Annotated in this window: 21 protein-coding genes and 1 pseudogene; 6 read left to right on the top strand and 16 right to left on the bottom strand. The window is 43.0% G+C overall.

Annotated features, from left to right (window positions below):
- Nucleotides 1-37: 37 nt before the first annotated feature.
- Complete coding sequence (locus BWI44_RS19315; RefSeq protein ID WP_130070015.1) at nt 38-829, top strand: aspartate dehydrogenase domain-containing protein; 792 nt, start codon at nt 38-40, stop codon at nt 827-829.
- A 5-nt stretch (nt 830-834) separates the two neighbouring features.
- Here the strand turns inward: BWI44_RS19315 and BWI44_RS19310 are convergent, their stop codons facing one another.
- The 4 genes from BWI44_RS19310 to BWI44_RS19295 form a co-directional block, all read right to left on the bottom strand.
- Nucleotides 835-1,719, bottom strand: coding sequence for a D-isomer specific 2-hydroxyacid dehydrogenase family protein (locus BWI44_RS19310; protein WP_286816017.1), 885 nt, complete (start codon nt 1,717-1,719; stop codon nt 835-837).
- Nucleotides 1,701-1,952 carry a hypothetical protein gene (locus BWI44_RS19305; RefSeq protein WP_044534268.1) on the bottom strand — a complete coding sequence of 84 codons (252 nt, stop codon included), beginning with the start codon at nt 1,950-1,952 and terminating at the stop codon, nt 1,701-1,703. The genes BWI44_RS19310 and BWI44_RS19305 overlap by 19 nt, the downstream gene beginning before the upstream one ends.
- A 49-nt stretch (nt 1,953-2,001) precedes the next feature.
- Nucleotides 2,002-2,175, bottom strand: a complete 174-nt coding sequence (locus BWI44_RS19300) for a hypothetical protein (protein ID WP_009128493.1) — start codon at nt 2,173-2,175, stop codon at nt 2,002-2,004.
- A gap of 135 nt (nt 2,176-2,310) precedes the next feature.
- Entirely contained in the window at nt 2,311-2,709 is a 399-nt protein-coding gene (locus BWI44_RS19295; RefSeq protein WP_007663356.1) for a DUF6249 domain-containing protein, read from the bottom strand.
- A gap of 143 nt (nt 2,710-2,852) precedes the next feature.
- Here BWI44_RS19295 and BWI44_RS19290 point away from each other — a divergent pair.
- Nucleotides 2,853-3,357, top strand: a pseudogene (locus BWI44_RS19290) (RNA polymerase sigma factor).
- Nucleotides 3,354-3,725 carry a hypothetical protein gene (locus tag BWI44_RS19285; protein WP_021967629.1) on the top strand — a complete coding sequence of 124 codons (372 nt, stop codon included), beginning with the start codon at nt 3,354-3,356 and terminating at the stop codon, nt 3,723-3,725. The pseudogene BWI44_RS19290 and the gene BWI44_RS19285 overlap by 4 nt, the downstream one beginning before the upstream one ends.
- A 60-nt stretch (nt 3,726-3,785) precedes the next feature.
- Here the strand turns inward: BWI44_RS19285 and BWI44_RS19280 are convergent, their stop codons facing one another.
- From BWI44_RS19280 to BWI44_RS19225, 12 genes are all read right to left on the bottom strand, one after another.
- The gene (locus BWI44_RS19280; protein WP_021967628.1) at nt 3,786-5,033 is read right to left on the bottom strand and encodes a DUF1015 domain-containing protein; all 1,248 of its coding nucleotides are present in this window, start codon (nt 5,031-5,033) and stop codon (nt 3,786-3,788) included.
- A gap of 24 nt (nt 5,034-5,057) precedes the next feature.
- Nucleotides 5,058-5,252: a hypothetical protein gene (locus tag BWI44_RS19275; protein WP_007663363.1), complete on the bottom strand. Its 195-nt coding sequence runs from the start codon at nt 5,250-5,252 to the stop codon at nt 5,058-5,060.
- Between the two features lies 1 nt (nt 5,253).
- Nucleotides 5,254-6,177, bottom strand: a complete 924-nt coding sequence (locus tag BWI44_RS19270; RefSeq protein ID WP_286816013.1) for an NAD(P)-dependent oxidoreductase — start codon at nt 6,175-6,177, stop codon at nt 5,254-5,256.
- A gap of 104 nt (nt 6,178-6,281) precedes the next feature.
- A complete protein-coding gene (gene serC, locus BWI44_RS19265) occupies nt 6,282-7,349 on the bottom strand; it encodes a 3-phosphoserine/phosphohydroxythreonine transaminase (protein WP_007663365.1) in 1,068 nt (355 codons plus the stop codon).
- 274 nt (nt 7,350-7,623) lie between these two features.
- Nucleotides 7,624-8,967, bottom strand: coding sequence for a DEAD/DEAH box helicase (locus tag BWI44_RS19260; protein ID WP_044532461.1), 1,344 nt, complete (start codon nt 8,965-8,967; stop codon nt 7,624-7,626).
- 109 nt (nt 8,968-9,076) lie between these two features.
- On the bottom strand, nt 9,077-10,351 hold the full coding sequence (gene nqrF, locus BWI44_RS19255; protein ID WP_007663367.1) for an NADH:ubiquinone reductase (Na(+)-transporting) subunit F: 1,275 nt from the start codon (nt 10,349-10,351) through the stop codon (nt 9,077-9,079).
- A 19-nt stretch (nt 10,352-10,370) separates the two neighbouring features.
- The gene (nqrE, locus tag BWI44_RS19250; RefSeq protein ID WP_007663369.1) at nt 10,371-10,997 is read right to left on the bottom strand and encodes an NADH:ubiquinone reductase (Na(+)-transporting) subunit E; all 627 of its coding nucleotides are present in this window, start codon (nt 10,995-10,997) and stop codon (nt 10,371-10,373) included.
- A 22-nt stretch (nt 10,998-11,019) separates the two neighbouring features.
- Nucleotides 11,020-11,655 carry an NADH:ubiquinone reductase (Na(+)-transporting) subunit D gene (locus BWI44_RS19245; protein WP_044155222.1) on the bottom strand — a complete coding sequence of 212 codons (636 nt, stop codon included), beginning with the start codon at nt 11,653-11,655 and terminating at the stop codon, nt 11,020-11,022.
- Nucleotides 11,656-11,659: 4 nt separating this feature from the next.
- Complete coding sequence (locus tag BWI44_RS19240; protein ID WP_007663373.1) at nt 11,660-12,346, bottom strand: Na(+)-translocating NADH-quinone reductase subunit C; 687 nt, start codon at nt 12,344-12,346, stop codon at nt 11,660-11,662.
- A 14-nt stretch (nt 12,347-12,360) separates the two neighbouring features.
- Nucleotides 12,361-13,530, bottom strand: coding sequence for an NADH:ubiquinone reductase (Na(+)-transporting) subunit B (locus tag BWI44_RS19235; RefSeq protein WP_007663374.1), 1,170 nt, complete (start codon nt 13,528-13,530; stop codon nt 12,361-12,363).
- Between the two features lie 33 nt (nt 13,531-13,563).
- The gene (locus BWI44_RS19230; protein ID WP_286816010.1) at nt 13,564-14,916 is read right to left on the bottom strand and encodes a Na(+)-translocating NADH-quinone reductase subunit A; all 1,353 of its coding nucleotides are present in this window, start codon (nt 14,914-14,916) and stop codon (nt 13,564-13,566) included.
- Between the two features lie 148 nt (nt 14,917-15,064).
- Nucleotides 15,065-16,465, bottom strand: a complete 1,401-nt coding sequence (locus BWI44_RS19225; RefSeq protein WP_044155019.1) for a C1 family peptidase — start codon at nt 16,463-16,465, stop codon at nt 15,065-15,067.
- A gap of 335 nt (nt 16,466-16,800) precedes the next feature.
- Between BWI44_RS19225 and BWI44_RS19220 the strand changes: the two genes are divergently transcribed.
- From BWI44_RS19220 to BWI44_RS19210, 3 genes are all read left to right on the top strand, one after another.
- Nucleotides 16,801-18,009, top strand: coding sequence for a BamA/TamA family outer membrane protein (locus BWI44_RS19220; RefSeq protein ID WP_007663378.1), 1,209 nt, complete (start codon nt 16,801-16,803; stop codon nt 18,007-18,009).
- A gap of 84 nt (nt 18,010-18,093) precedes the next feature.
- A complete protein-coding gene (locus BWI44_RS19215; protein WP_021967201.1) occupies nt 18,094-19,290 on the top strand; it encodes a glycosyltransferase family 2 protein in 1,197 nt (398 codons plus the stop codon).
- Nucleotides 19,291-19,329: 39 nt separating this feature from the next.
- Nucleotides 19,330-21,984 (top strand): PAS domain-containing hybrid sensor histidine kinase/response regulator, encoded by a 2,655-nt coding sequence (locus tag BWI44_RS19210; RefSeq protein ID WP_138291963.1) that lies wholly within the window; start codon nt 19,330-19,332, stop codon nt 21,982-21,984.
- Nucleotides 21,985-22,027: the final 43 nt, after the last annotated feature.

The raw sequence follows: 22,027 nt of genomic DNA, 5'->3' as shown, positions 1-22,027 counted from the left end.
TTTTGGAGTTTATACGAATAAGGAGTATCTTTGCCCCATGAAAAAATTAGTTATCGTCGGATGTGGACGACTCGCCGGAATAGTTTCGGATGCAGTTGTCAATGGCTTGTTGCCTGAATATGATTTAGTGGGTGTATACTCTCGTACAGCAGAAAAAGCTGAACGTATCGTTGCCAAAATGCAGCAACATGGAAAAACATGTATGGCTTGCACAACCATAGAAGATTTACTGGCATTGAAACCCGATTACTTAGTGGAAGCGGCCTCTCCTGCCGCCATGAAAGAACTTGCCCTGCCTGCATTGAAGAACGGGACTTCTATCGTCACCCTTTCTATCGGCGCACTGGCAGACACAGCTTTTTATCAGGAAGTGATAGAGACAGCCCAAGCAAATGGCACACGTGTGTATATCGTCTCCGGAGCTACCGGCGGATTTGATGTGCTGCGTACAGCCTCTCTGATGGGAAATGCAACCGCCAAGTTTTTTAATGAAAAGGGTCCTAATGCCTTGAAAGGAACTGCCGTATATGATGAGGCTCTGCAAACCGAGCAACGGGTTGTCTTCTCAGGCAATGCAACCGAAGCCATCGCCATGTTCCCTACCAAAGTCAATGTAGCCGTTGCCGCCTCACTGGCTTCTGTCGGTCCCGAAAACATGCAAATGTCCATGCAGTCCACCCCCGGATTTGTGGGAGATACGCAAAGAGTAGAAATAAAGAATGAGCAGGTGCATGCCGTAATCGATGTGTACAGCGCCACGGCTGAAATAGCAGGGTGGTCTGTGGTGAACACCCTGCTCAATATCACATCACCGATTGTATTCTTCTGATTCGATTACCGGATATATTCCTTTATATTGGCAAGCACTTTCTCGCTCAGGCGGTCAAACGCCTGACGGGTGCGGCCAGTGGAAACTTGCATGCAACGGACATGGGGATGACTCAAAAGTTGCTCTCCACCCAAAGCTCCCACCGTATCACAAAAACAAAGATTGTCACCTTCCAGCCACTTGACAAATGCCGGTTCGTCCCATGCCGGGGATAATCCGGTATTGAACAGAATCTTCTTGTTTCCCAGTTGTCCGAACTCCGCCTCATGCAACAAAACCGTGTTCTTATTGAGGCAACAGAAAACAACCTCACTCTGAGCAAGAAGTTCGTTCAACGGCAGGAAACGATATCCTTTAGCTGCCGCCTCCTGCTTCTCGCTACGGGCAAAGTAGGCAATCTCCGCACCGAAAAACTTCAATGCATCCGCTATCATGCCACCGGACTTACCCAGACCCACAACACCAACTTTCAGCCCGGTAATCTCGCGCGGCATATCTTCCCATGATTCCTGACCAAACCCATGCAGACAACGCACCAACTCACTGACCACATATTCCACCACACCCTCGTCGCCATAATCGCGGATACCGGTTACGGTTATTCCCCGTTCATTGGCATAGCGGATATCCACGTTGGCGCTTTCGGGAGAGTACAGCGAACAGCACATCCCGATATATTTAATATCCGTACACTCTTCCAACACCGCACGGTTTATCCGGGAAGTATAACTCAGGAGCACAGCATCGGCATCTCCGATGCGGGCTATAATTTCCTCATCTCCTGCCGGAATATTAGGATACATCACAACTTCATCTGCATACGAGTGCAGTTCTTTTTCTGCTGATGGAATCAGACTTACAGGTTCTATTGCTACAAGTTTACGAAACATAGTTTTTTTGATTTTAGAAACGGCGAAGTTAACAAAAAGAGTGATATAAAACAAAAAGAGCTGCCATCGATGATACGTGACAACTCTTTCTTACTATCTTTACGACAATACTTCTTCTTGTTTTTATGCGGACGGTCTTTTGCAATCCAACGCCCGCCATTGCGTTCCAGCTCTATCGAGCGGTTCGCTTCCTTGAATGCCGATAGGACATCCCTGCGTTTCTTCGTTTTCATTGTTCTATAAACTTTAAATGCGTTGCAAAGATAGTCAATTAAAACGAAACTACCCTCTGCTGCCCAAGCTATTCTTATCCGGATTTATTTCAGAAACCATATTGCGCACTTCTTTCTTATCGACTTTGGAATATAACCCCAATTGTCGTCCTGGTAATGTTTCTTCAGCACTTTTCTGCATCTTGCTCTTATTTTCGAGAGCTTTTTCTTCTTTTTTATCCATATTCTTATTCTGGTTAGGTTATTTACTAATATAGTAACACACGGAGAATCCTTAAGGTTCTCTCTTAACGCAAAAAAGAGTTGCCAATGACTGACAACTCTTTTTTATCATAAGAAAATTCCTAAATTCCGGCCATTATTTCTTACTGAGCTTCAACTCTGCAATAAAGGCTGTGATAAGCCCAATACCTCCAAACGAAAGCACGCAAGCTCCATAAACCAAAGATACCGTCTCACGATAAACACGCCAGTTGTCCACATCCTTATCCAAGTATCCGGGAATTGCCGAAGTGCAAATTACAAAACCTATCAACAATCCCAATCCCATGCCCACCAGCAGGCATCCTAATTTCAATGCCGAGAAAGAAAAATTGCCATAAAGTTTCGGCATACAAGCCACATCCGGGACATACTTATCCCCCATCTTCTCAATCAGCATCAGGCGCTCCTTCTTACATACAAACAATTCAAACAGTTTGTAAATTCCCAAAGTAATGATTGCCATAATCGTAGGCACCATAATAAAATCCATCATATTCGTTTCGTTTTAAATTAGTATTTTTGTTCCTTTGTACACTTTAGACGCAGGCTTCTTTATGAGGTTACACATTCTGCGAAAAAAAATATTTCTTTCCGAATTCTGTAACCTTATATATAGAGTTGCGTCTAAAGAGCAAAATGGAGAATAACGAAACACATATTATCCGACGAATATTGAAAGGAGAAACTGCTCTGTACGAAAACTTCCTGAATCAGTACGGTCAACACCGAAGAGCTGACGCAAGACGTTTTTCTGAAAGCGTTCCAGCACCTCTCCTCTTTCAAAGCCGAAAGTTCTTTCTCCACATGGATATATTCCATTGCTTATAATACGGCTATTTCGGCAGCCCGTAAAAGGAAATTTGATACCTTTGCCATGGATGATACGTTACTCGCCAATATTTCGGAGCAACAGGTTGATGAAACGCTGAACGACGAAAGCGAGGAAATGATTATCAAACTAAACAGAGCCATAGAAAAACTGAACTCTGACGAACGTGCCTTGATTACTCTATTCTACTATGAAGAAAAGACGATGAATGAAACCGCCCTGATTCTGGGCCTGACAGAGAGCAATGCAAAAGTAAAATTGCATCGCATACGCAAAAAGATATATGTACTCATTAAACAAGAGGAAGTATGAACGAAGAACAAAAAGATAAAGGACTGAAAAGAGCCGTAAAAGCGGAAAATGAATTTCGCCTGCCTTCCAACTTTGCTTACCGCACCATGAGAAAGGTGGAAGAGGCTATGCGTCTGCGGGAAAAGAAATCGGAACGAAAGACTTTATTTGCTACGATAGCAGCTTCTGTATTCTTAGCAGGATGTTGCATTGCCGGATTAACCACTTACTTTGGTGATGTCATCAAGGAGGCCTTCACTCCTACGGAAAACTTGAAACCTGACCATATTCAGATACCGGCATTCTGGGTGCTGATACTTATTACAATTCCGTTGTTCGTCCTGTTCGACCGATGGATGAGAAAACGATATTACAAGCACCATTCTTAAAAAGAAACGAGGATGTCCGTTGAAAGGAACATCCTCGTTTTTCTTTTTCAAATAATAGTTTTAATCCAATTTGTGGATAACCAGTCCCGAACGTAATTTCGGTTCAAACCACGTTGTTTTGGGAGGCATGATGTTGCCTGTATCTGCAATGTCCATCAACTGCTTCATGCTGACCGGATAAAGTGCCAAAGCTACCTTCATCTCGCCACTATCCACCCGTTTCTTCAACTCGCCCAGACCACGGATACCACCGACGAAATCAATACGTTTGTCGGAACGAAGGTCTTTTATACCGAGTACTTCATCCAGAATAAGATTAGAAGAAATGGTCACATCCAGCACGCCAATCGGGTCATTATCATTATATGTGCCCGGTTTAGCTGTCAGACTATACCACTTGCCATCCAGATAAAGGGAGAAATTATGCAAACTGGAAGGTTTATAAATATCCGCACCCTTTTCTTCAACCGTGAAGTTCTTGCTGACAGCAGCCAGGAACTGTTCCGGTGTCAAACCGTTCAAGTCTTTGACAACACGGTTATAATCGATAATTGTCAGTTGGTTAGCGGGGAAGCAAACAGCCATGAAGTAGTTGTATTCTTCGTCACCGGAATGATTAGGATTCTGTTTCGCTTTTTCAGCTCCCACCAAAGCAGCGGCAGCACTACGATGATGTCCGTCGGCAATGTAGAGGGCAGGCATCTTAGCAAATTCCTGAGTGATGGCATCAATATCTTCCTGTTTATCAACAATCCAGAAAGTATGTCCGAAACCATCGCCGGGAGCGATAAAGTCGTACACTGGCTTTCCGGCAGTATAATGAGCGATAATAGCATCCAGAGTAGCATTGTCAGGATATGCAAAGAATACCGGTTCGATATTGGCATTGTTCACGCGAACATGCTTCATGCGGTCTTCTTCCTTATCGCGGCGGGTCAATTCATGCTTTTTGATGACACCGTTCATATAGTCGGGAACATAAGCGCCAACTACCAGACCATACTGCGTCTTTCCATTCATGGTCTGCGCATAGACGTAATAGTTTTCTTTATCGTCCTGCACCAACCAGCCTTTATCCTGGAACATTTGGAAGTTTTCAGCAGCTTTCTGATAAACACATTCATCATGTTCGTCAGTGCCTACCGGAAAATCTATTTCGGGCTTAATGATATGATACAGGGATTTCTCGTTTCCTTTCGCTTCTTCGCGCGCTTCTGCTGAGTTCAGCACATCATACGGACGGGAAGCAACCTGTTCTACCAGGTCCTGCGGAGGACGAACGCCCTTAAAAGGTTTAATTATAGCCATAAGTCAAGGTGTGTTTTTAATGGATTATTGAGATTTCTTTTTCATGAAATGCACTATCAAATAGATGGCACTACCTACTATCAGCACAACAGATACGCCCTCGCAAAAGCCGAGGGCGAAATCTGAAAGTTCTTTTCTGAATATACTGCTCAATGCAAATATACCAGCACCTATCGTCAGATAGATTACTGCAAATTGATAGGCAGTCCTGCTATTCATCTCACTTTTTGTTAACGCGGAATTTCTCGCAACCGTCTTTCAGGAAGCCTACAATCTGCTGAGCAGCAGCAATACCTGCATTGATATTAGCTTCGGCAGTCTGTGCTCCCATCTTCTTCGGTGTAGAGAAGTAGCGTCCGACAAACTTAGCTGCAAATGTTTCGTTGGCAGCAGGCATGATGTCAGTCATGTATTTCAGGTCAGCACGTTCTTCCATCAACTGAATCAATTCTGTTTCGTTGATAACCTCTTTACGGGCTGTGTTTACCAATACACCACCCTTCGGCATCTTGTTTACCAGAGCATAGTTGATAGAGTTCTTTGTTTCGGCAGTAGCCGGAATATGCAATGAAACTACATTACAAGTAGAATAGAGCTCATCAGCAGAGTCAACAGCTGTCACACCATCTTTTTCAATTACTTCTTTTGGGCAGAAAGCATCGAAAGCGTAGATTTCCATTCCAAAACCTTTAGCAATACGGGCTACATTACGACCTACATTACCATATGCATGGATACCCAGTTTCTTACCTTTCAGTTCCGTACCGGAAGTACCATTATACATATTACGGACAGCCATCACCATCATGCCGAAAGCAAGTTCAGCCACGGCATTTGAATTCTGTCCCGGAGTATTCATTACGCATATACCATGTGCAGTAGCTGCATCCAGGTCTACATTATCATAACCTGCACCTGCACGTACCACAATCTTCAGTTCTTTAGCTGCATCCAACACCTCGGCATCTATGATGTCACTACGGATAATGATAGCATTGGCATCTTTCACAGCATCCAGTAACTGTGCTTTCTCTGTATATTTCTCCAGCAAAGCAAGTTCATAACCTGCTGCTTCAATTTCTTTGCGAATACCGTCTACAGCTACTTTAGCAAACGGTTTGTCTGTTGCAATTAATACTTTCATAATTCTATGATATTAAAAAAGACTCACCACAGAGTCTCACTGAGTAACACTGAGTTCTACAACTCTGTGAAACCTCAGCGTGACTCTGTGGTGAATAAATATTATTAATGAAGTTTCTCAAATTCCTGCATGCAGTCAATCAAAGCCTGTACGCTTTCTTTTGGCATAGCATTATAGCAAGATGCACGGAATCCACCTACTGAACGGTGTCCTTTGATACCTACCATACCCCTTTCTGTAGCAAACTTCATAAAGTCAGCTTCCAATTCTTTGTATTCGGGAGCCATCACAAAACAGATGTTCATGCGTGAACGGTCTTCCTGTGCGGCAGTACCTACGAACATTTTGTTGCGGTCGATTTCAGCATACAGCATATCTGCCTTTTCTATGGCACGGCGTTCCATTTCTTTCACACCACCCTGTGCCTTGATCCAACGTAAAGTCTGCAATGCAGCATAGATAGGAACAACCGGAGGAGTATTAAACATGGAACCGCTGTCAACATGTGTCTGATAATTCAGCATTGTCGGGATATAACGGGAAACTTTACCCAAAGCGTCATTCTTCACGATAACAAATGTAACACCGGAAGGAGCCAGATTCTTCTGTGCACCGCCATAGATACAGATATATTTAGACACGTCGATAGGACGGGAGAAAATATCAGAAGACATATCAGCAATCATCGGAACGTTTACATTCAAATCTTCCTTAAGTTCAGTACCATAAATAGTGTTGTTGGTTGTGATGTGGAAATAATCAGCATCAGCAGGTACTGTATAGTCCTTCGGAATATAAGTATAAGTAGATTCAGCGGAAGAAGCGACTTCAACTACTTCACCGAATGCTTTGGCTTCTTTCATGGCTTTTTTGGCCCATACACCTGTATTCAGGTAAGCAGCTTTCTTTTCAAGGAAGTTGAAGGGTACCATGCAGAATTCCAAACTGGCACCACCGCCCAAGAACAGTACCGAATACCCTTCAGGGATATTAAGTAATTCTTTGAATAGTGCTACAGCTTCATCCACAACGGGTTGAAAATCCTTAGCACGGTGGCTGATTTCCATCAGTGAGAGGCCTGAACCATTGAAATCGAGAATAGCTTTTGCCGTATCCTCAATCACCTCACGAGGAAGAATAGAAGGTCCTGCATTGAAATTATGCTTTTTCATTTGAAGTTTGTTTTGGTTATACAATTTCGTTCATTAATGTCTTTAGACCTTGCGAAATTACGGAAATATTTCTTTAAAACAAACCTTTCATGATGAAATTCCATTTTTACACCGCATTTAGCTTACTTTTTTATGGTTTATACAGGATATATGCACCATTTTGTTATCCATACTTATCAAGAACAATACTTTTAGAGAAACTAAAAGTATTGAGGATTTATTACTTTACATTCAGAAGAATAAATGCAAATAAAATGAATATTTATAAGAGAGTTTACTTAGCCTCCTCTATTATCGTCTTTATTCCTTTGATTTTTTCACCACGTATCAGCGTAAGCAATTGCTTCATTTTGCTACGGCGCACAGCTACAAAAGCATAATGTTCTTTCACATCTACCTGCCCGACGTCTTCACGTGCCATTCCACCTTTTTTATATAGGAAACCTACAATATCGATTTTATTCAATTTATCTTTTTTTCCTTTACCTATATATAATGTAGCCCAACGAGGTTTAGCAGGCTTAGGAAGCACCTCTGGAAATTCATAAGTTTCAATATCATCAGAAATATATTCCGGTACAAATTCTTCTTCATGTAGAATCAAATAGGCGTTTCCCGATGCCTCCCAACGCGCTGTACGCCCATTACGATGAGTGTAGGCTTCCTCATTCACGGGAGGATGATAATGCACCACATTTTCGATGCCCGGAATGTCCAGTCCGCGGGCAGCAAGATCAGTAGAAATTAATACGGAACAACTACCATTGCGAAATTTATAGAGTGCCCGCTCACGGTCAGGCTGTTCCATACCCCCATGAAACATATCACACGGGAACTTCTTTGCTTGCAGGTATCCGGTGACGCGTTCCACACTATCACGATAGTTACAAAATACAAGAGTGGAATGATAACCAAGCGTACAAAGCAAATTGTAGAGTATTTCCAGCTTATCTTTTTCGGGAGAAACAACTTTATGTAACTTCAGACGAGGGGCAAGAGCATCGGGATCAAGAAAATTAAGCTTAACCAGTTGAGAACCGGAGACTGAAGATTGGGAATCTCCTCCCACTCCGGCAAATTGGGGAATTTCTTCGGTATCTGTAGCTGAAAGTAATATACGCTTTTTTAATGAAGGTAACTGTCCGATAACTTCCGCCATCTCGTCATGGAAACCAAATTCAAGACATTTATCAAACTCATCTATTACTAATGTAGTAACAGTACCCGCATCAAAATTTTCTTTTCTCAAATGATCGTTCATTCGCCCCGGTGTACCGATAATGACTGAAGGATTAACACCTTTCATCGTCCTATGTTCCTCCATAGCAGGACGGCCACCATAACAACTCATAGCCTTAAAGGGAGTTCCCATGGATTTAAATACAGTTTCAATTTGCAATGCCAGCTCCCGCGAAGGTACCAACACAACGGCCTGCACACCTTGCACATTCGTCTTTAATGATTGTACCAACGGAAGAAGAAAAGCCAGTGTTTTACCCGAACCCGTAGGTGAGAGTAGCACCAAATCTTTATTTTCATGATAAGCCTCCCGAGTAGCCTCCTGCATCGGGGTGAGTTGTTCTACTTGCAGATTACGCAGTATATCCTGAATTTCCATAACATTCTTTTTCGATAACGGGCCAAAGATAACAAAAAAACTCCTGCATAGCCGTAGCCTTGCAGGAGTTTCTACAAATATCGAAGTTTTTTATAAACCTTGCCTAATTTTATCCGCCGAAGTTATCGAACATCAAGTTCTGAGCCGGAACACCAAGATCGTCGAGCATCTTCTCAACAGCCTTCGACATCGGGCCAGGACCACACATGTAATATTCAATATCTTCAGGAGCTTCATGGTCTTTCAGGTATGTATTGTAAATTACCTGATGAACGAATCCCGGAGTATACTTCACGCCTGCTGCATCTGCTGCGGGATCCGGACGGTCCAATGCCAGATGGAACGTAAAGTTCGGGAAATCTTTCTCTATTTGCAGGAAGTCTTCCAGATAGAATACTTCGTTCAGGGCACGTGCACCATAGAAGTAAGTCATCTTACGGTCAGTAGTATGCAATGTCTTCGTTAAGTGCATGATCTGGGCACGCAACGGAGCCATACCGGCACCACCACCAATCCACATCATTTCCTTCTTAGAGTCGAATATCGGATGGAAGTCTCCGTAAGGACCACTCATGATAACCTTGTCACCTGGTTTCAGCGTAAAGATATAAGAAGAAGCGATACCCGGCATCACATCCATAAAGCCCGGACCTTGTTCTTTGGGCTTAAACGGCGGAGTTGCGATACGTACCGTCAACATGATACGGTCGCCCTCTGCCGGATAGTTAGCCATAGAGTATGCACGAATGGTTTCTTCGTCATTTCGACACTTCAGTGTAAACAGACCGAATTTTTCCCATGCCGGCAAATACTCATCACCAATCAGGCTCTTATCAATGTCTTTGTTATAGTCCATATCGAACTTAGGTATCTTGATCTGCGCATAAGACCCCGGAATAAAGTCCATGTGTTCACCCTTAGGCAACGCAACGATGAACTCTTTGATGAACGTAGCCACATTCTTGTTGGAGATAACTTCGCATTCCCACTCTTTTACACCAAGCACAGACTCATCAATCTTGATAGCCATATCGCTCTTTACCTTCACCTGGCAACCCAGACGCCAGTGATCCTGTACTTGTTTACGGCTAAAATGAGGAACCTCAGACGGCAGAATCTCGCCGCCACCATCCAGTACCTGGCATTTACACTGTCCGCAAGAACCCTTACCACCACAAGCGGAAGAAAGGAATACTCCATTCACAGACAATGTATTCAGCAACGTAGCACCAGACTCCACATCCAGTACCTTGTCACCGTTTATAGTCAGTTTTACATTACCTGAAGGCACCAAGAAATTCTTGGCAACCAGCAGGATAACGACAAGCAGCAGAATAACCACCAGGAATACTCCAATGCTCGCTAATATTAAATTCATATCCATTGTTCTATTCCTTTCTTTATTAGATGTTCAAACCAGAGAAACACATGAATGCCATTGCCATCAAGCCTACTGTAATGAACGTGATACCCAAGCCTTTCAGCGCATCAGGCACGTCAGAGTAAGCCATTTTTTCACGGATAGCTGCCAGACCGACAATAGCCAGTAACCAACCAATACCGGAACCCAGTGCGTAAGAGATGGCATCCCATATATCACCGATGTACTTCGGGTCACTCTCACCTACATTGATGCGCTGCTGCATGAACAGAGAAGCACCCATGATAGCACAGTTTACAGCAATCAACGGCAAGAAGATACCCAGTGAAGCGTAGAGAGAAGGACTAAAACGTTCCACAACCATCTCTACCAACTGTACGATACCGGCAATTACAGCAATAAAAAGGATAAAACTGAGGAAGCTGAGGTCAACGCCATCAATAATAGCATTGGCAGCCAGCACCTTGGTCTGCAATAAATAGTTGACTGGAAGCGTAACCACCAATACGAAAGTTACAGCGATACCCAGTCCTACAGCAGTCTTTACATTCTTAGATACAGCTAAGTAAGAGCACATACCCAGGAAGAATGCAAATATCATGTTGTCCACAAATATGGAGCGGACAAATAAACTTATTAAATGTTCCATAATTCTTTCTGTTTACTAGTGATTACTTTTCTTGCAATTCTTTGTGACGAGCACGTTGATACCAGATGATGCAAGCGCAGATGATCAAAGCCATCGGCGGCATCAGCATCAAACCGTTGTTCACATAACCCAGATTTGTCAGCCATTCATGGTTCAGGATATTGAAACCAAGCAATGTACCCGAGCCTAACAGTTCGCGGAAGAAAGCTACGATAATCAAAATCTTAGCATATCCCAAACCGTTACCTATACCATCCAGGCAAGATTCCCACGGACCGTTCTGCATGGCAAATGCTTCCAGACGTCCCATCAGGATACAGTTTGTAATAATCAAACCTACATACACAGAAAGCTGTACACTTACATCATAAGCAAAAGCTTTCAATATTTCACTCACAATGGTTACCAAAGCTGCTACCACAACCAACTGAACGATAATACGGATACGGTTGGGAATTGTCTTACGCAACAATGAAATAACCACATTGGCAAAAGCCGTAATCACTGTTACCGAAAGACCCATTACGATGGCGGGTTCCAGTTTGGCAGTTACAGCCAGTGCAGAACAGATACCCAGCACCTGTACGGTAACAGGATTGTTCATGCCCAGCGGAGCTGAGAATACTTCTCTATTTTTCTTTGAAAACAACTGTCCCATATCCTTATTCCTCATCATTATTGGTTAAAAAACTCTTGTAACTATTCAGACAAGCTTTCAGCATGGCATCTACACCTACAGAAGTAATCGTACCACCAGAGATACCGTCCACTTGATAATCAGGTTTCTCAACCTTGCCGTTCTTCACAACACCCAAGGCAATTTCACCGTTTTCCAGTGTCTTCTTACCCAAGAATTCATCTTGAAAGTGTTGTCCGGCAATTTCAGCACCCAGACCCGGAGTTTCACTGGCATGAGAGAAATAGACACCATAAACAGTATCTTTATCGCTATTCAGTGCAACATATCCCCAGATAGCACCCCAAAGACCGGCACCGTAAACAGGGAACACATATTTCTTTTCTCCATTCACTTCTGCTACGAATACGTGCAGACGTTGATGTTCTTTAGCTTCTTTTTCGTAGCCAGTAGCAAATGCTCCGGTATTCTCGGTCAAAGTACCGTCTACGTTCATCAGCATATCTCCTTTTACATATTTATTATATTCAGCCTCGGCATCTTTCACGTTCTTGATGTTCAATGCAGCGAGTATTTGCTTCTTCGTATCCAGTTCCACATTTTTGTTCTGAATGGTTCTCAATGAGGAACTAACGAATGCCAGCAAGAATGCAACGATAACAACCATTACCGAAGCATAAATGATAGTATAACTATTACTATTGGTATTCATTTTCTTACGGTATTTTAATTGTTAGACTTAATTGCACGTTTCTCGCGACGGCTGATATTACCTTGTACTACACAGTAGTCAATCAACGGAGCGAAGATGTTCATCAGCAGGATGGCAAGCATCATACCTTCGGGATAACCGGGGTTCAGTACTCGGATTACGATTGCCATGACACCAATCAGGAAACCGAAGATATACTTACCCGTCTCGGTACGAGCCGAAGTTACAGGATCGGTAGCCATGAACACAGCACCGAAACAGAAACCACCCAGCACGAGATGTTCGTACCAAGGCATCTGAGCCATCGGAGTGTCGGGACCGACTGTATTGAACACCCAAGCCATGAATGCACCACCCACGAATACGGAGAACATCGTCTTCCAGCTTGCGATACCTGTTGCCAACAGCAAGATAGCACCAAGAGCAATGGCAATTACACTGGTCTCACCAATAGAACCCGGTATCAACCCCGTTACCATATCCCAAGAGAAAGGCGGAATGGCACCTGTAGTAGCAGCTTCACCCAGCGGAGTAGCTACGGTCAATCCGTCAACAGCCTGCCCCATACCGAAGATAGTATCTCCTGATACCCAAACAGCATCACCGGACATCTTCGTAGGATATGCGAAGAAAAGGAATGCACGAGTAATCAGGGCAACGTTGAATACGTTCATACCTGTACCACCGAATACTTCCTTTGCAAAAATTACGGAGAATGCAGTAGCCACTGCCAGAATCCACAGCGGGCAGTCTACCGGAACAATCATAGGGATCAGGATACCTGAAACGAGGAAACCTTCCTGGATTTCTTCTTTCTTCCATTGAGCCACAACGAATTCAATACCCAAACCTACTACATAAGAAACAATGATTTTAGGCAATACAGCCAGAAAACCGTAGGCAAACATTTCAATAAAACTACCCGTAGCACCGGTAGCATGGAAGTGCTGGTAACCTACGTTATACATACCGAACAGCAACGCCGGTACCAACGCAATGACCACCATCGACATAATGCGCTTGCTGTCGATAGCGTCGTGAATGTGCGTTCCCGATTTCGAAGTCGTGCTGGGGACGAACAGGAATGTTTCGAATCCGTCGAACACAGACTGGAATGCGTGGAATTTGCCGCCCTCTTCAAAGTTCGGCTTTATCTTGTCGAGATAATTTCTTAACGCTTTCATCTTTAATTTTTAATTCTTGATTTTTAAATTGAATTAGGCCATTTCAGCACGGAGCATGTCAAGTCCTGCACGAACAATGCGTTGAACTTCTACTTTCGAAGAACATACGAATTCGCAAAGGGCAAAATCCTCAGGAGCTACCTCATAAATACCCAAAGCCTCCATACGGTCAATATCACCTGCTATGATAGCTTTTACCAGATATTCAGGGAAGATGTCCATCGGGAATACTTTATCATACTCATTAGACATGATCATGTGACGTTCACCACCCTTGATACGGGCATCAAGCACATATTCCTTATTATTACCCAGCAACCAGCTGAAATAAGAATGGTTCACACTGAACTGATTGAAACGCGGCATAATCCAACCCAGCATTTCGTGAATATCGTCACCTTCGGGAATCACTGTCAACTGGCTGTCAAAAGCGCCAAGAAAACCGTTCGGATTCACTTTTTTACCTGTAAGTACATTACCACTGATGTAGCGTAAATCTCTACCGGTAGTCACGTTTCCACTGAATACGTTTGTCAGCAGAGCACCGACTTTCAGTTTACAGTAAGCAGGTTTCAACACTTCGGAACCTGCTACGGCTACTTTACGTGTCATGTCCACACGACCTGTATTGAACAGACGTCCGATGAATATAACAGCTTCCGCACCGATTGTCCATACAGTCTCACCCTTCACAACAGGTGAAATATGGTTAATCTGTACGCCTACATTGCCGGCCGGATTCGGTCCGTCAAATGCAGTAATCGTTACATTCTTAGCTTGCGTCAACGCTGCTGCCTTTTGTTTTACACTAATACTTAAATACGTCTTTGCCATTTTGGAAAGAGCGTCCAATCCTGTTTGGAAGTTTGCTTCCTCGCCTTTCAGGGCGAATTCAAAATCAGGTGCCAGCGGGTTACTGTCGAAGGCCGAAACAAAGATAGCTTTCGGATACATCGTCGGATCAGCAATCACATCGTATGGACGCTGACGGATGAACGCAAACATACCGGCTTCCAACAATGCAGCTTTCACCGACTCGCCATTCAGGGCATTTACGTCTTTCTTACCGAATTCTTCATAGTCTTGCTCGGCTGCAGCTTCAACGACAATGTTCAGCACTTTACGGCGTGCGCCGCGCTCCACGCTTGTCACTACGCCGCTAACGGGCGAAACAAATTTCAATTCAGGATGATTCTTGTCGATAAACAAGGGTCCTCCGGCCATCACATACTCCTGTTCTTTGACTACCACTTTCGGAGTGATACCCGTAAAATCATCGGGAACCAATGCGTAGAATCCCGGTTCTTTCACAGACATAAACTCCTGAGAAGCTTTACCTTTCAGGTTGATGTCAAGGCCTTTACGTAACTTAATTACATTTGCCATGCGTTTATATAAAATAATGGTTTCATTAATTTGCCGCAAAAGTAGCAAAAAAGAACGTGAATAAAGAGCAAAAACAAAAGGAATTACGGATAAATTTCCGCAATTCCTTTCGTTAACGAGCACGATGACGACAAGATGAGTTATCGTGTTAATTTTCTTCCGCAAACATAGGATCCCAAGCCGGCAGACGAATAGGCTTCTGTTTGAACAGATCCATTACCTTAGCAGGCACATACTTAGTTTCCAAAACCAGACGGAACATATATTCATCGAACCATTCATCCGTCATGATCAAATGCCCCTGATAACCGCTTGCAGGTCCCCAACTATTTTCCACCATCCACTTCACAGGCTTTCCGTCCTTATTCAAATCTACTGCCATAAGCGTCATGGCATGAGAAGAACCGCTGGAAAAAGTCTGGATACGTTGTTTCTTATCCATATTGAAAGTAGTGCCCATAAGCGATTCGTAATCATAGTTCTTCACATCGAGCAAACCACGTTCGGAATTCAGGAACTTACCCACATCACAAGAGAAATACATCATGGTACTGTCTTTCAAAGAAGCAATAGCCATTTCTTTGATATCTTCTACAGGCAGGTTTACATAGGTCCAGTTTTTGCCATCGTAGCGGTGGCGGTCATAGTCTATCTCATAGCATTTGTAGTATTCACGGGAAGGGTCGTTCATTACCATCACATAATTGCCCAGCAGATTCTCATCACCATATTTCTTCAGGAAAGACATCGGAGTGTGATGTTCGGTCTCCGCAGGATTACCCTTGGCATCCTTACGTACATAATCGAACTCTGTAGGTGGAACACCCAAATTCAGTACCAACATACGATATATAGTACCGAGCATTGTTGTTTTCTCTTTTTCCAATGCCGCCGGTTTTGCCCCTTTAGAAGCAAGGTCGCGCAATTGCAGGCCGTATTCTTTCAATTTCAAAGAAACCAGATTTGCCATACGCGAAGTATTATCACTGCTATTGGTTTCCGGCATAGCTTCCTTAGGTACCAGACCGTATTTGCTGACAATATCAGCAACCCCCGTAAATGTTCCTCCATCACTCAAAGGATGTTGAAAAAGCCATTCCACTGTTTTGTCGCTCATAGGCTTTTCACGGGTGTCGATAATACCCTGCAGGAAAAGATTGGCTTTCTCCAGTTGATCCCAGAAGAAAGGGTAAATCTCCGAAAATTCAAAAGATTGAAAATCATATTTGGCAATAGTCTTGGCACGCATCACGTTCAGTCCGGTGAAGAGCCAGCAACGTCCGGACGACTTCTGATCTGTAATTCCTTTAGAGTTTACCTTCACAGAAAAATGAGTATCCATTCCTGTCAGATTCTCCTGATTCAGTGCAAGTTTACGAATGTCATTGTTTCCGATGGCATTACGAAGAGCCTTATCGGCAGTGGTGCCTTGATAGCTCTGTTTAATCTGGTTCAGCATAGTCTCGCTGATTCCCCCTTTTCCGTCTTGTGCCTGCATGGAAAATAAAGCGGCACTGAAAACAAAAACTGATAAAATTCGTTTATTCATAAAATATATGGTTTGTATAGTAATTGGTCTATTTTTCCTGTCCTCTACAGGTCTGCCCCCTATCAAGTCCGTACTTGCTCCGTGTCTAAGAACTTGGACTTGGTACGGCTTTGGTATGGACCAGACACGGACCGGGTACGGGGATGGTCTTATATTAGTCTAAATGTCCGATACTTCGAAAAAAGACCATTGACAATTCCCACTGTCAGTTCTTTGATTAGATGCAAAATTAATGGCTTTTTTGAAACTTTTAGTAAAATCTTTAGATTTATTGTCTTTTGAATTGAAAACTAATTCAAATTTATTAGTTTTCTTTGCACCCTCATTCGTATGATATGAAAAGATATATAACAGGTATTATTACATTACTACTTTCAGTAACAGCACTTTCCGCTCAGGAAGGAATGAATTTGATGATTACTGGCAACGATACGACTCCTGCATTGACTAAGCGTGAATTGCGTAAACAAAAGGTAGCAAAACGAAACTTGCATTATAATATTTTGGGTGGTCCGAGTTATACTCCCGATTTTGGTGCAGTACTTGGTGGTAGCGCTCTGATGACTTTCCGCATGAATCCCAGTGACACTACACAGTTGCGTTCTGTAGTTCCTGTAGCCATCGCTTTCTTGTTCAATGGTGGCATCAACCTCTTTTCCAAGCCTCAACTCTTTTTTAAAGGTGACCGTTTCCGCATCTTCGGAAAATTTGCTTATAAAAACACGGAAGATAATTTCTACGGTCTGGGCTACAGTACAAACAAGAATTATGTTCGTAGCGACAGTACCAGCCAATACCGCTACAGTGGTATCCAGTTCAATCCCTGGTTCCTTTTCCGCTTAGGCAACAGCAATATATTTGCCGGACCACAGATAGACATCAACTATGACGATATAACAGAACCCGCCAAACATCTGGTAGACGAGCCATCCTACAAGGCAGCCGGAGGTACAGAGAAAGGTTACAAAAATTTCAATTCCGGACTTGGTTTTCTGCTGACTTATGACAGCCGTGACATTCCCTCCAATGCCTACTCGGGCATGTACCTCGATTTCCGTGGAATGATGTATACCAAATTTCTCGGGAGCGATAAAAACTTTTATCGCTTGGAGATAGACTATCGTCAATATAAGACTGTCGGGAAACGTAAGGTCATTGCCTGGACAGCACAAACTAAAAACGTGTTTGGAGATGTACCTTTGACACAATACATGCTTACTGGAACTCCTTTTGACCTGCGTGGTTATTATATGGGACAATATCGTGACAAATCTTCCCATGTGGTTATGGCGGAGTATCGCCAGATGATAAACACTGATAAGAGTACCTGGCTGAAGCGTATGCTAAACCATGTAGGTTTCGTAGCTTGGACAGGTTGCGGATTCATGGGGCCCACTCCCGGCAAGATAGAAGGTGTACTTCCCAACTACGGTGTCGGACTACGTATTGAAGTACAGCCCCGTATGAATGTCCGTCTTGATTTGGGTAAAAATACAGTCAACAACCAAACACTGTTTTATTTCAATATGACAGAAGCATTTTGATAAATCTTCCCCCTTTTCTTGCATCAGTAAAAGATTATCCATACTTTTGAGCATGATTACTTGTTTACCTTAAACAACTTTATAATGAGAACCCTCGAGATAGTATTCTGGATAAGCCTTTTTATCGTATTCTACACTTATATAGGATATGGAATTGTATTATATATTCTGGTTAAGATAAAGGAAACTTTCCGTAAGCCGATCCACTACCCCATACCTCCTGATGAAGAGTTGCCTGAACTCACACTCTTTATTGCAGCTTACAACGAAGAAGACGTTGTAGACGAAAAAATGCAAAACTGCCTGGACTTAGACTACCCTACAGAGAAACTGCAAATATTCTGGGTAACCGATGGCAGTAACGACCACACTAATGAACGCCTTTCACGCTGGCCTCAAGCCACCGTACTCCATCAGCCCCAACGGCAGGGAAAAACCGCTGCCCTCAACCGGGGAATGAAGTTTGTAAAAACGCCACTCGTCATATTCACTGATGCCAATACCCACTTGAACCGTGAAGCTCTGCGTGAAATCGTTCATGCTTTTGCCAATCCTAAAGTAGGGTGTGTTGCCGGAGAAAAACGTATTGCCGTACAAAGCAAAGATAATGCAGCATCAGGTGGAGAAGGCATCTATTGGAAATATGAGTCGACTTTGAAAGCACTCGATTCACGTCTTTACTCAGCTGTAGGAGCCGCCGGAGAATTGTTCGCTGTACGCCGCGAATTATTCGAAGACATGAGAACGGATACCCTACTCGATGATTTCATCCTCTCCCTCCGCATAGCCATGCACGGTTATACCATCGCTTACTGTGCTACAGCTTACGCCACCGAAAGTGGTTCTGCCGATATGCAGGAAGAAGAAAAACGTAAAGTACGCATCGCAGCCGGAGGACTACAGTCTATCTGGCGATTACGTCCGTTACTGAACCCGTTCCGCTATGGCTGGCTTAATTTCCAATATGTATCCCATCGTGTTCTGCGATGGTCTATCACCCCTATCCTCCTGTTCCTGTTGCTGCCCCTCAATGTTATATTACTCTTTACTGGTAACTGTCCTCTATTCTACGCTATCATTCTGGGATTACAGGTTCTATTTTACCTGATGGGTATCTGGGGATATATCCTTTCAAGAAGACATATTAAAAACAAAATTCTCTTCATACCTTATTACTTCCTTTTTATGAACGTCAATGTAATAAGGGGATTCCGCTACCTAAGTAAACGTAAAGGCAATAGCAGTGGAGCTTGGGAAAAATCACGAAGGGCGGGAAAATAAGATACCTGCCCAATTATAAATCTAAATACACAAGAAGACATGAAAAGCATCCTGAAAGACACAAACAACTCCGAAAAACTATTGAACATGGTATCAGACACACTAATACTCATGGACAAAGACGGTGTATGTGTAGATATAGCTATCCATAATGTAGATTTATGGTTCATAAAAGAAAAAAGGCTACTTGGAAAGAATTTACTATCCCTGTTACCCTCCAATACCTACCGTGAGTTTTATCCGGAATTCAAGAAAGTCTTACTCCAGAAAACAAAATCAATCCGCAATTATGAACTCACATTGCGGGGTAGAAATTATTTCTTCAAATGTATCATGCAGCCCTATGGCGACCTAATATTATGTCAATATCGTGACATTACGGAACGCAGCCAACGCAAACTGGAACTGGAAAGAAAAAATCGGGAACTGTTTGAAATACAAAAGGCCGCGCTCATTGGCAGGTGGATATATAATGCCAACGCCAAGGAATTCAGCTATTCAGGTCAGACAGGTATCATGTGTACGGAAGCAGAACAAAGTATTCTCCTATCCGACTACCTGAATTTTATTCTTCCTGAAGATAGAGACAGTTTCAGCAACTGGCTCGTCCAAAATCTCAAAGGGAATATGGAAGAAAGCATAGACTATCGTATTTCCTTAGACAAAAAAGTCTTTTATATCCGCCTGAAAGCATTCACCCGCGAACGATACAAGGACGGCAATGTTACCCTGGAAGGATATATACAAAATATCACCGACATCCAGCAGAGACGCAATGACATCAATCTGCTGACACATGCCATCAACAATTCCACAGAAGACATCTTTGCAGCCCATGAAGATGGTACGTTGATATTTGCCAACCGCCAGTTCAAGCTGCACCACAACCTGAACAATACAGATGACATCACCCAACTAAAAATTTATGAAATCGACTCATATGTCCGGAATGAAGAAGAATGGAAAAAACTGGCTGTTTCCATCAAGAATGGAGAAAAGAAACTGTGTGTCACTATGTATAACCCTCTGCCACTCTACCCCGAAATACTGGCATACGAAAGTAATGCCTATTGTATCATCAGTGATGAAGGTGAAGGAACTATCTGGGCATTCGGCCGGGATATTTCCCAACGCATCAAACACGAACAGCAAATCAAACGCTTCAGCCAGATATTAGACAAAACCATAGAGTATTTGCCCGCAGGTATCGTCGTGAAAGATATAAAAAACAATTTTAAGTACTTATACCGCAACCGTGAATCATATAACCGTGAAATCACTATGCAGGAAGCTCTGGGAAAAGACGATTTCGACTTCTATCCTCTGGAAATAGCACAAGAAAAACGTCGCCAAGACATTGAGATAGCTGCTACAGGACAAGAAATGCACTGGATTACGGAAGAACGTGATGGTAACGGACAATCTCTTTTCCTTGACAAACGGAAGATGAAAATAGAAAGTAACGACTTCTCTCCCATCTTATTGAATATAGAATGGGACATCACCGACATGGAACTGATGAAACGTGAATTAATGGTTGCCAAAGAAAAAGCGGAAACTTCCGATCAGCTCAAATCAGCTTTCCTTGCCAATATGAGCCATGAAATACGTACGCCACTCAATGCCATTGTCGGTTTCTCACGCATCATCGCCGAAAGTGAAAATACAGAGGAACGCAAAGAATATTACAACATAGTGGAAGCTAACAACGAACGCCTGCTGCAACTCATCAACGAAATACTGGATTTATCAAAGATAGAAGCCGGTATTGTTGAATTCAGCATTGCTCCCGTCCGCCTATATCCGCTTTGTAAAGAGATTCATGATGCCCATGTATTCCGTTGTCCTTCCGATGTTGAGTTAATATTTGAACCTTCGGATGAAGATATTCGCATCGATTCGGACAAGAATCGTATTTTCCAGGTTATATCAAACCTGATAGGAAATGCATTCAAGTTCACAACTCATGGAAGTATCAGTTATGGATACCACCAAGAAGGGGAAAATATCATTTTCCATGTAACTGATACAGGAACAGGCATTGCTCCCGAAAAGATAGGAAAAGTTTTCGAACGGTTTGTGAAAGCAAACAATTTTGCACAGGGTACAGGATTAGGGTTAGCAATCTGCAAGACCATCATTGAACGTCTGGGCGGAACAATCTCCGTGACTTCCGAATTGGAGAAAGGTACTACTTTCACCTTTAACCTGCCTGCAAAGATTGCCAAAGAGGAAGAAAAAGAAATGCCTGAAACTGTACTTGAAGAGAGTGGATCGACAACCAATGAACCAAAAGAAACAACTGAAAAGAGTCAAACTATACCTGAAAGTTCTCTAATGAAAACAATCCTGATAGCCGAAGATACCGACAGTAATTATATCCTGATCAAAGCCATCTTAGGAAAAGAATATCACTTGGAACGTGCCAAAGATGGAATGGAAGCCGTCAATATGTTTGTGGAATTAAATCCGGATATTATCCTGATGGATATGAAAATGCCGAACCTCGGCGGACTGGATGCAACAAGAATCATCCGTGAACTATCACCCGATATCCCCATCATCGCCCTGACTGCTTTTGCCTATGATCATGACCGTAAAGCAGCACTTGAAGTGGGGTGCAACGATTTCCTGACTAAACCTTTCACACAGGAGGTACTAAAGGAGACGATAAAAAAGTGGGTTAATAAGTGATTAGTGATTAGCCCTTGCGGTATCATAATGCAGCCTGCTATCA

It is taken from the genome of Bacteroides sp. Phil13 (genome assembly GCF_001940965.1).
Taxonomy (GTDB): Bacteria; Bacteroidota; Bacteroidia; order Bacteroidales; family Bacteroidaceae; genus Bacteroides; species Bacteroides intestinalis.
The sequence above is the reverse complement of the archived record's forward strand: the minus strand, read 5'-3'. Positions and strand labels throughout refer to the sequence as shown.

Excerpts from the sequence above, each read along its gene's own strand:
- BWI44_RS19305 (WP_044534268.1), bottom strand. The coding sequence starts at position 1,952 with ATGAAAACGAAGAAACGCAGGGATGTCCTATCGGCATTCAAGGAAGCG.
- BWI44_RS19315 (WP_130070015.1), top strand. The coding sequence starts at position 38 with ATGAAAAAATTAGTTATCGTCGGATGTGGACGACTCGCCGGAATAGTT.
- BWI44_RS19245 (WP_044155222.1), bottom strand. The coding sequence starts at position 11,655 with ATGGGACAGTTGTTTTCAAAGAAAAATAGAGAAGTATTCTCAGCTCCG.
- nqrF (WP_007663367.1), bottom strand. The coding sequence starts at position 10,351 with ATGGATATGAATTTAATATTAGCGAGCATTGGAGTATTCCTGGTGGTT.
- BWI44_RS19215 (WP_021967201.1), top strand. The coding sequence starts at position 18,094 with ATGAGAACCCTCGAGATAGTATTCTGGATAAGCCTTTTTATCGTATTC.
- BWI44_RS19210 (WP_138291963.1), top strand. The coding sequence starts at position 19,330 with ATGAAAAGCATCCTGAAAGACACAAACAACTCCGAAAAACTATTGAAC.
- BWI44_RS19230 (WP_286816010.1), bottom strand. The coding sequence starts at position 14,916 with ATGGCAAATGTAATTAAGTTACGTAAAGGCCTTGACATCAACCTGAAA.
- BWI44_RS19240 (WP_007663373.1), bottom strand. The coding sequence starts at position 12,346 with ATGAATACCAATAGTAATAGTTATACTATCATTTATGCTTCGGTAATG.
- BWI44_RS19310 (WP_286816017.1), bottom strand. The coding sequence starts at position 1,719 with ATGTTTCGTAAACTTGTAGCAATAGAACCTGTAAGTCTGATTCCATCA.
- serC (WP_007663365.1), bottom strand. The coding sequence starts at position 7,349 with ATGAAAAAGCATAATTTCAATGCAGGACCTTCTATTCTTCCTCGTGAG.
- BWI44_RS19220 (WP_007663378.1), top strand. The coding sequence starts at position 16,801 with ATGAAAAGATATATAACAGGTATTATTACATTACTACTTTCAGTAACA.
- BWI44_RS19270 (WP_286816013.1), bottom strand. The coding sequence starts at position 6,177 with ATGAAAGTATTAATTGCAACAGACAAACCGTTTGCTAAAGTAGCTGTA.
- BWI44_RS19295 (WP_007663356.1), bottom strand. The coding sequence starts at position 2,709 with ATGATGGATTTTATTATGGTGCCTACGATTATGGCAATCATTACTTTG.
- BWI44_RS19225 (WP_044155019.1), bottom strand. The coding sequence starts at position 16,465 with ATGAATAAACGAATTTTATCAGTTTTTGTTTTCAGTGCCGCTTTATTT.
- BWI44_RS19300 (WP_009128493.1), bottom strand. The coding sequence starts at position 2,175 with ATGGATAAAAAAGAAGAAAAAGCTCTCGAAAATAAGAGCAAGATGCAG.
- BWI44_RS19235 (WP_007663374.1), bottom strand. The coding sequence starts at position 13,530 with ATGAAAGCGTTAAGAAATTATCTCGACAAGATAAAGCCGAACTTTGAA.
- BWI44_RS19260 (WP_044532461.1), bottom strand. The coding sequence starts at position 8,967 with ATGGAAATTCAGGATATACTGCGTAATCTGCAAGTAGAACAACTCACC.
- BWI44_RS19275 (WP_007663363.1), bottom strand. The coding sequence starts at position 5,252 with ATGAATAGCAGGACTGCCTATCAATTTGCAGTAATCTATCTGACGATA.
- BWI44_RS19280 (WP_021967628.1), bottom strand. The coding sequence starts at position 5,033 with ATGGCTATAATTAAACCTTTTAAGGGCGTTCGTCCTCCGCAGGACCTG.
- nqrE (WP_007663369.1), bottom strand. The coding sequence starts at position 10,997 with ATGGAACATTTAATAAGTTTATTTGTCCGCTCCATATTTGTGGACAAC.
- BWI44_RS19285 (WP_021967629.1), top strand. The coding sequence starts at position 3,354 with ATGAACGAAGAACAAAAAGATAAAGGACTGAAAAGAGCCGTAAAAGCG.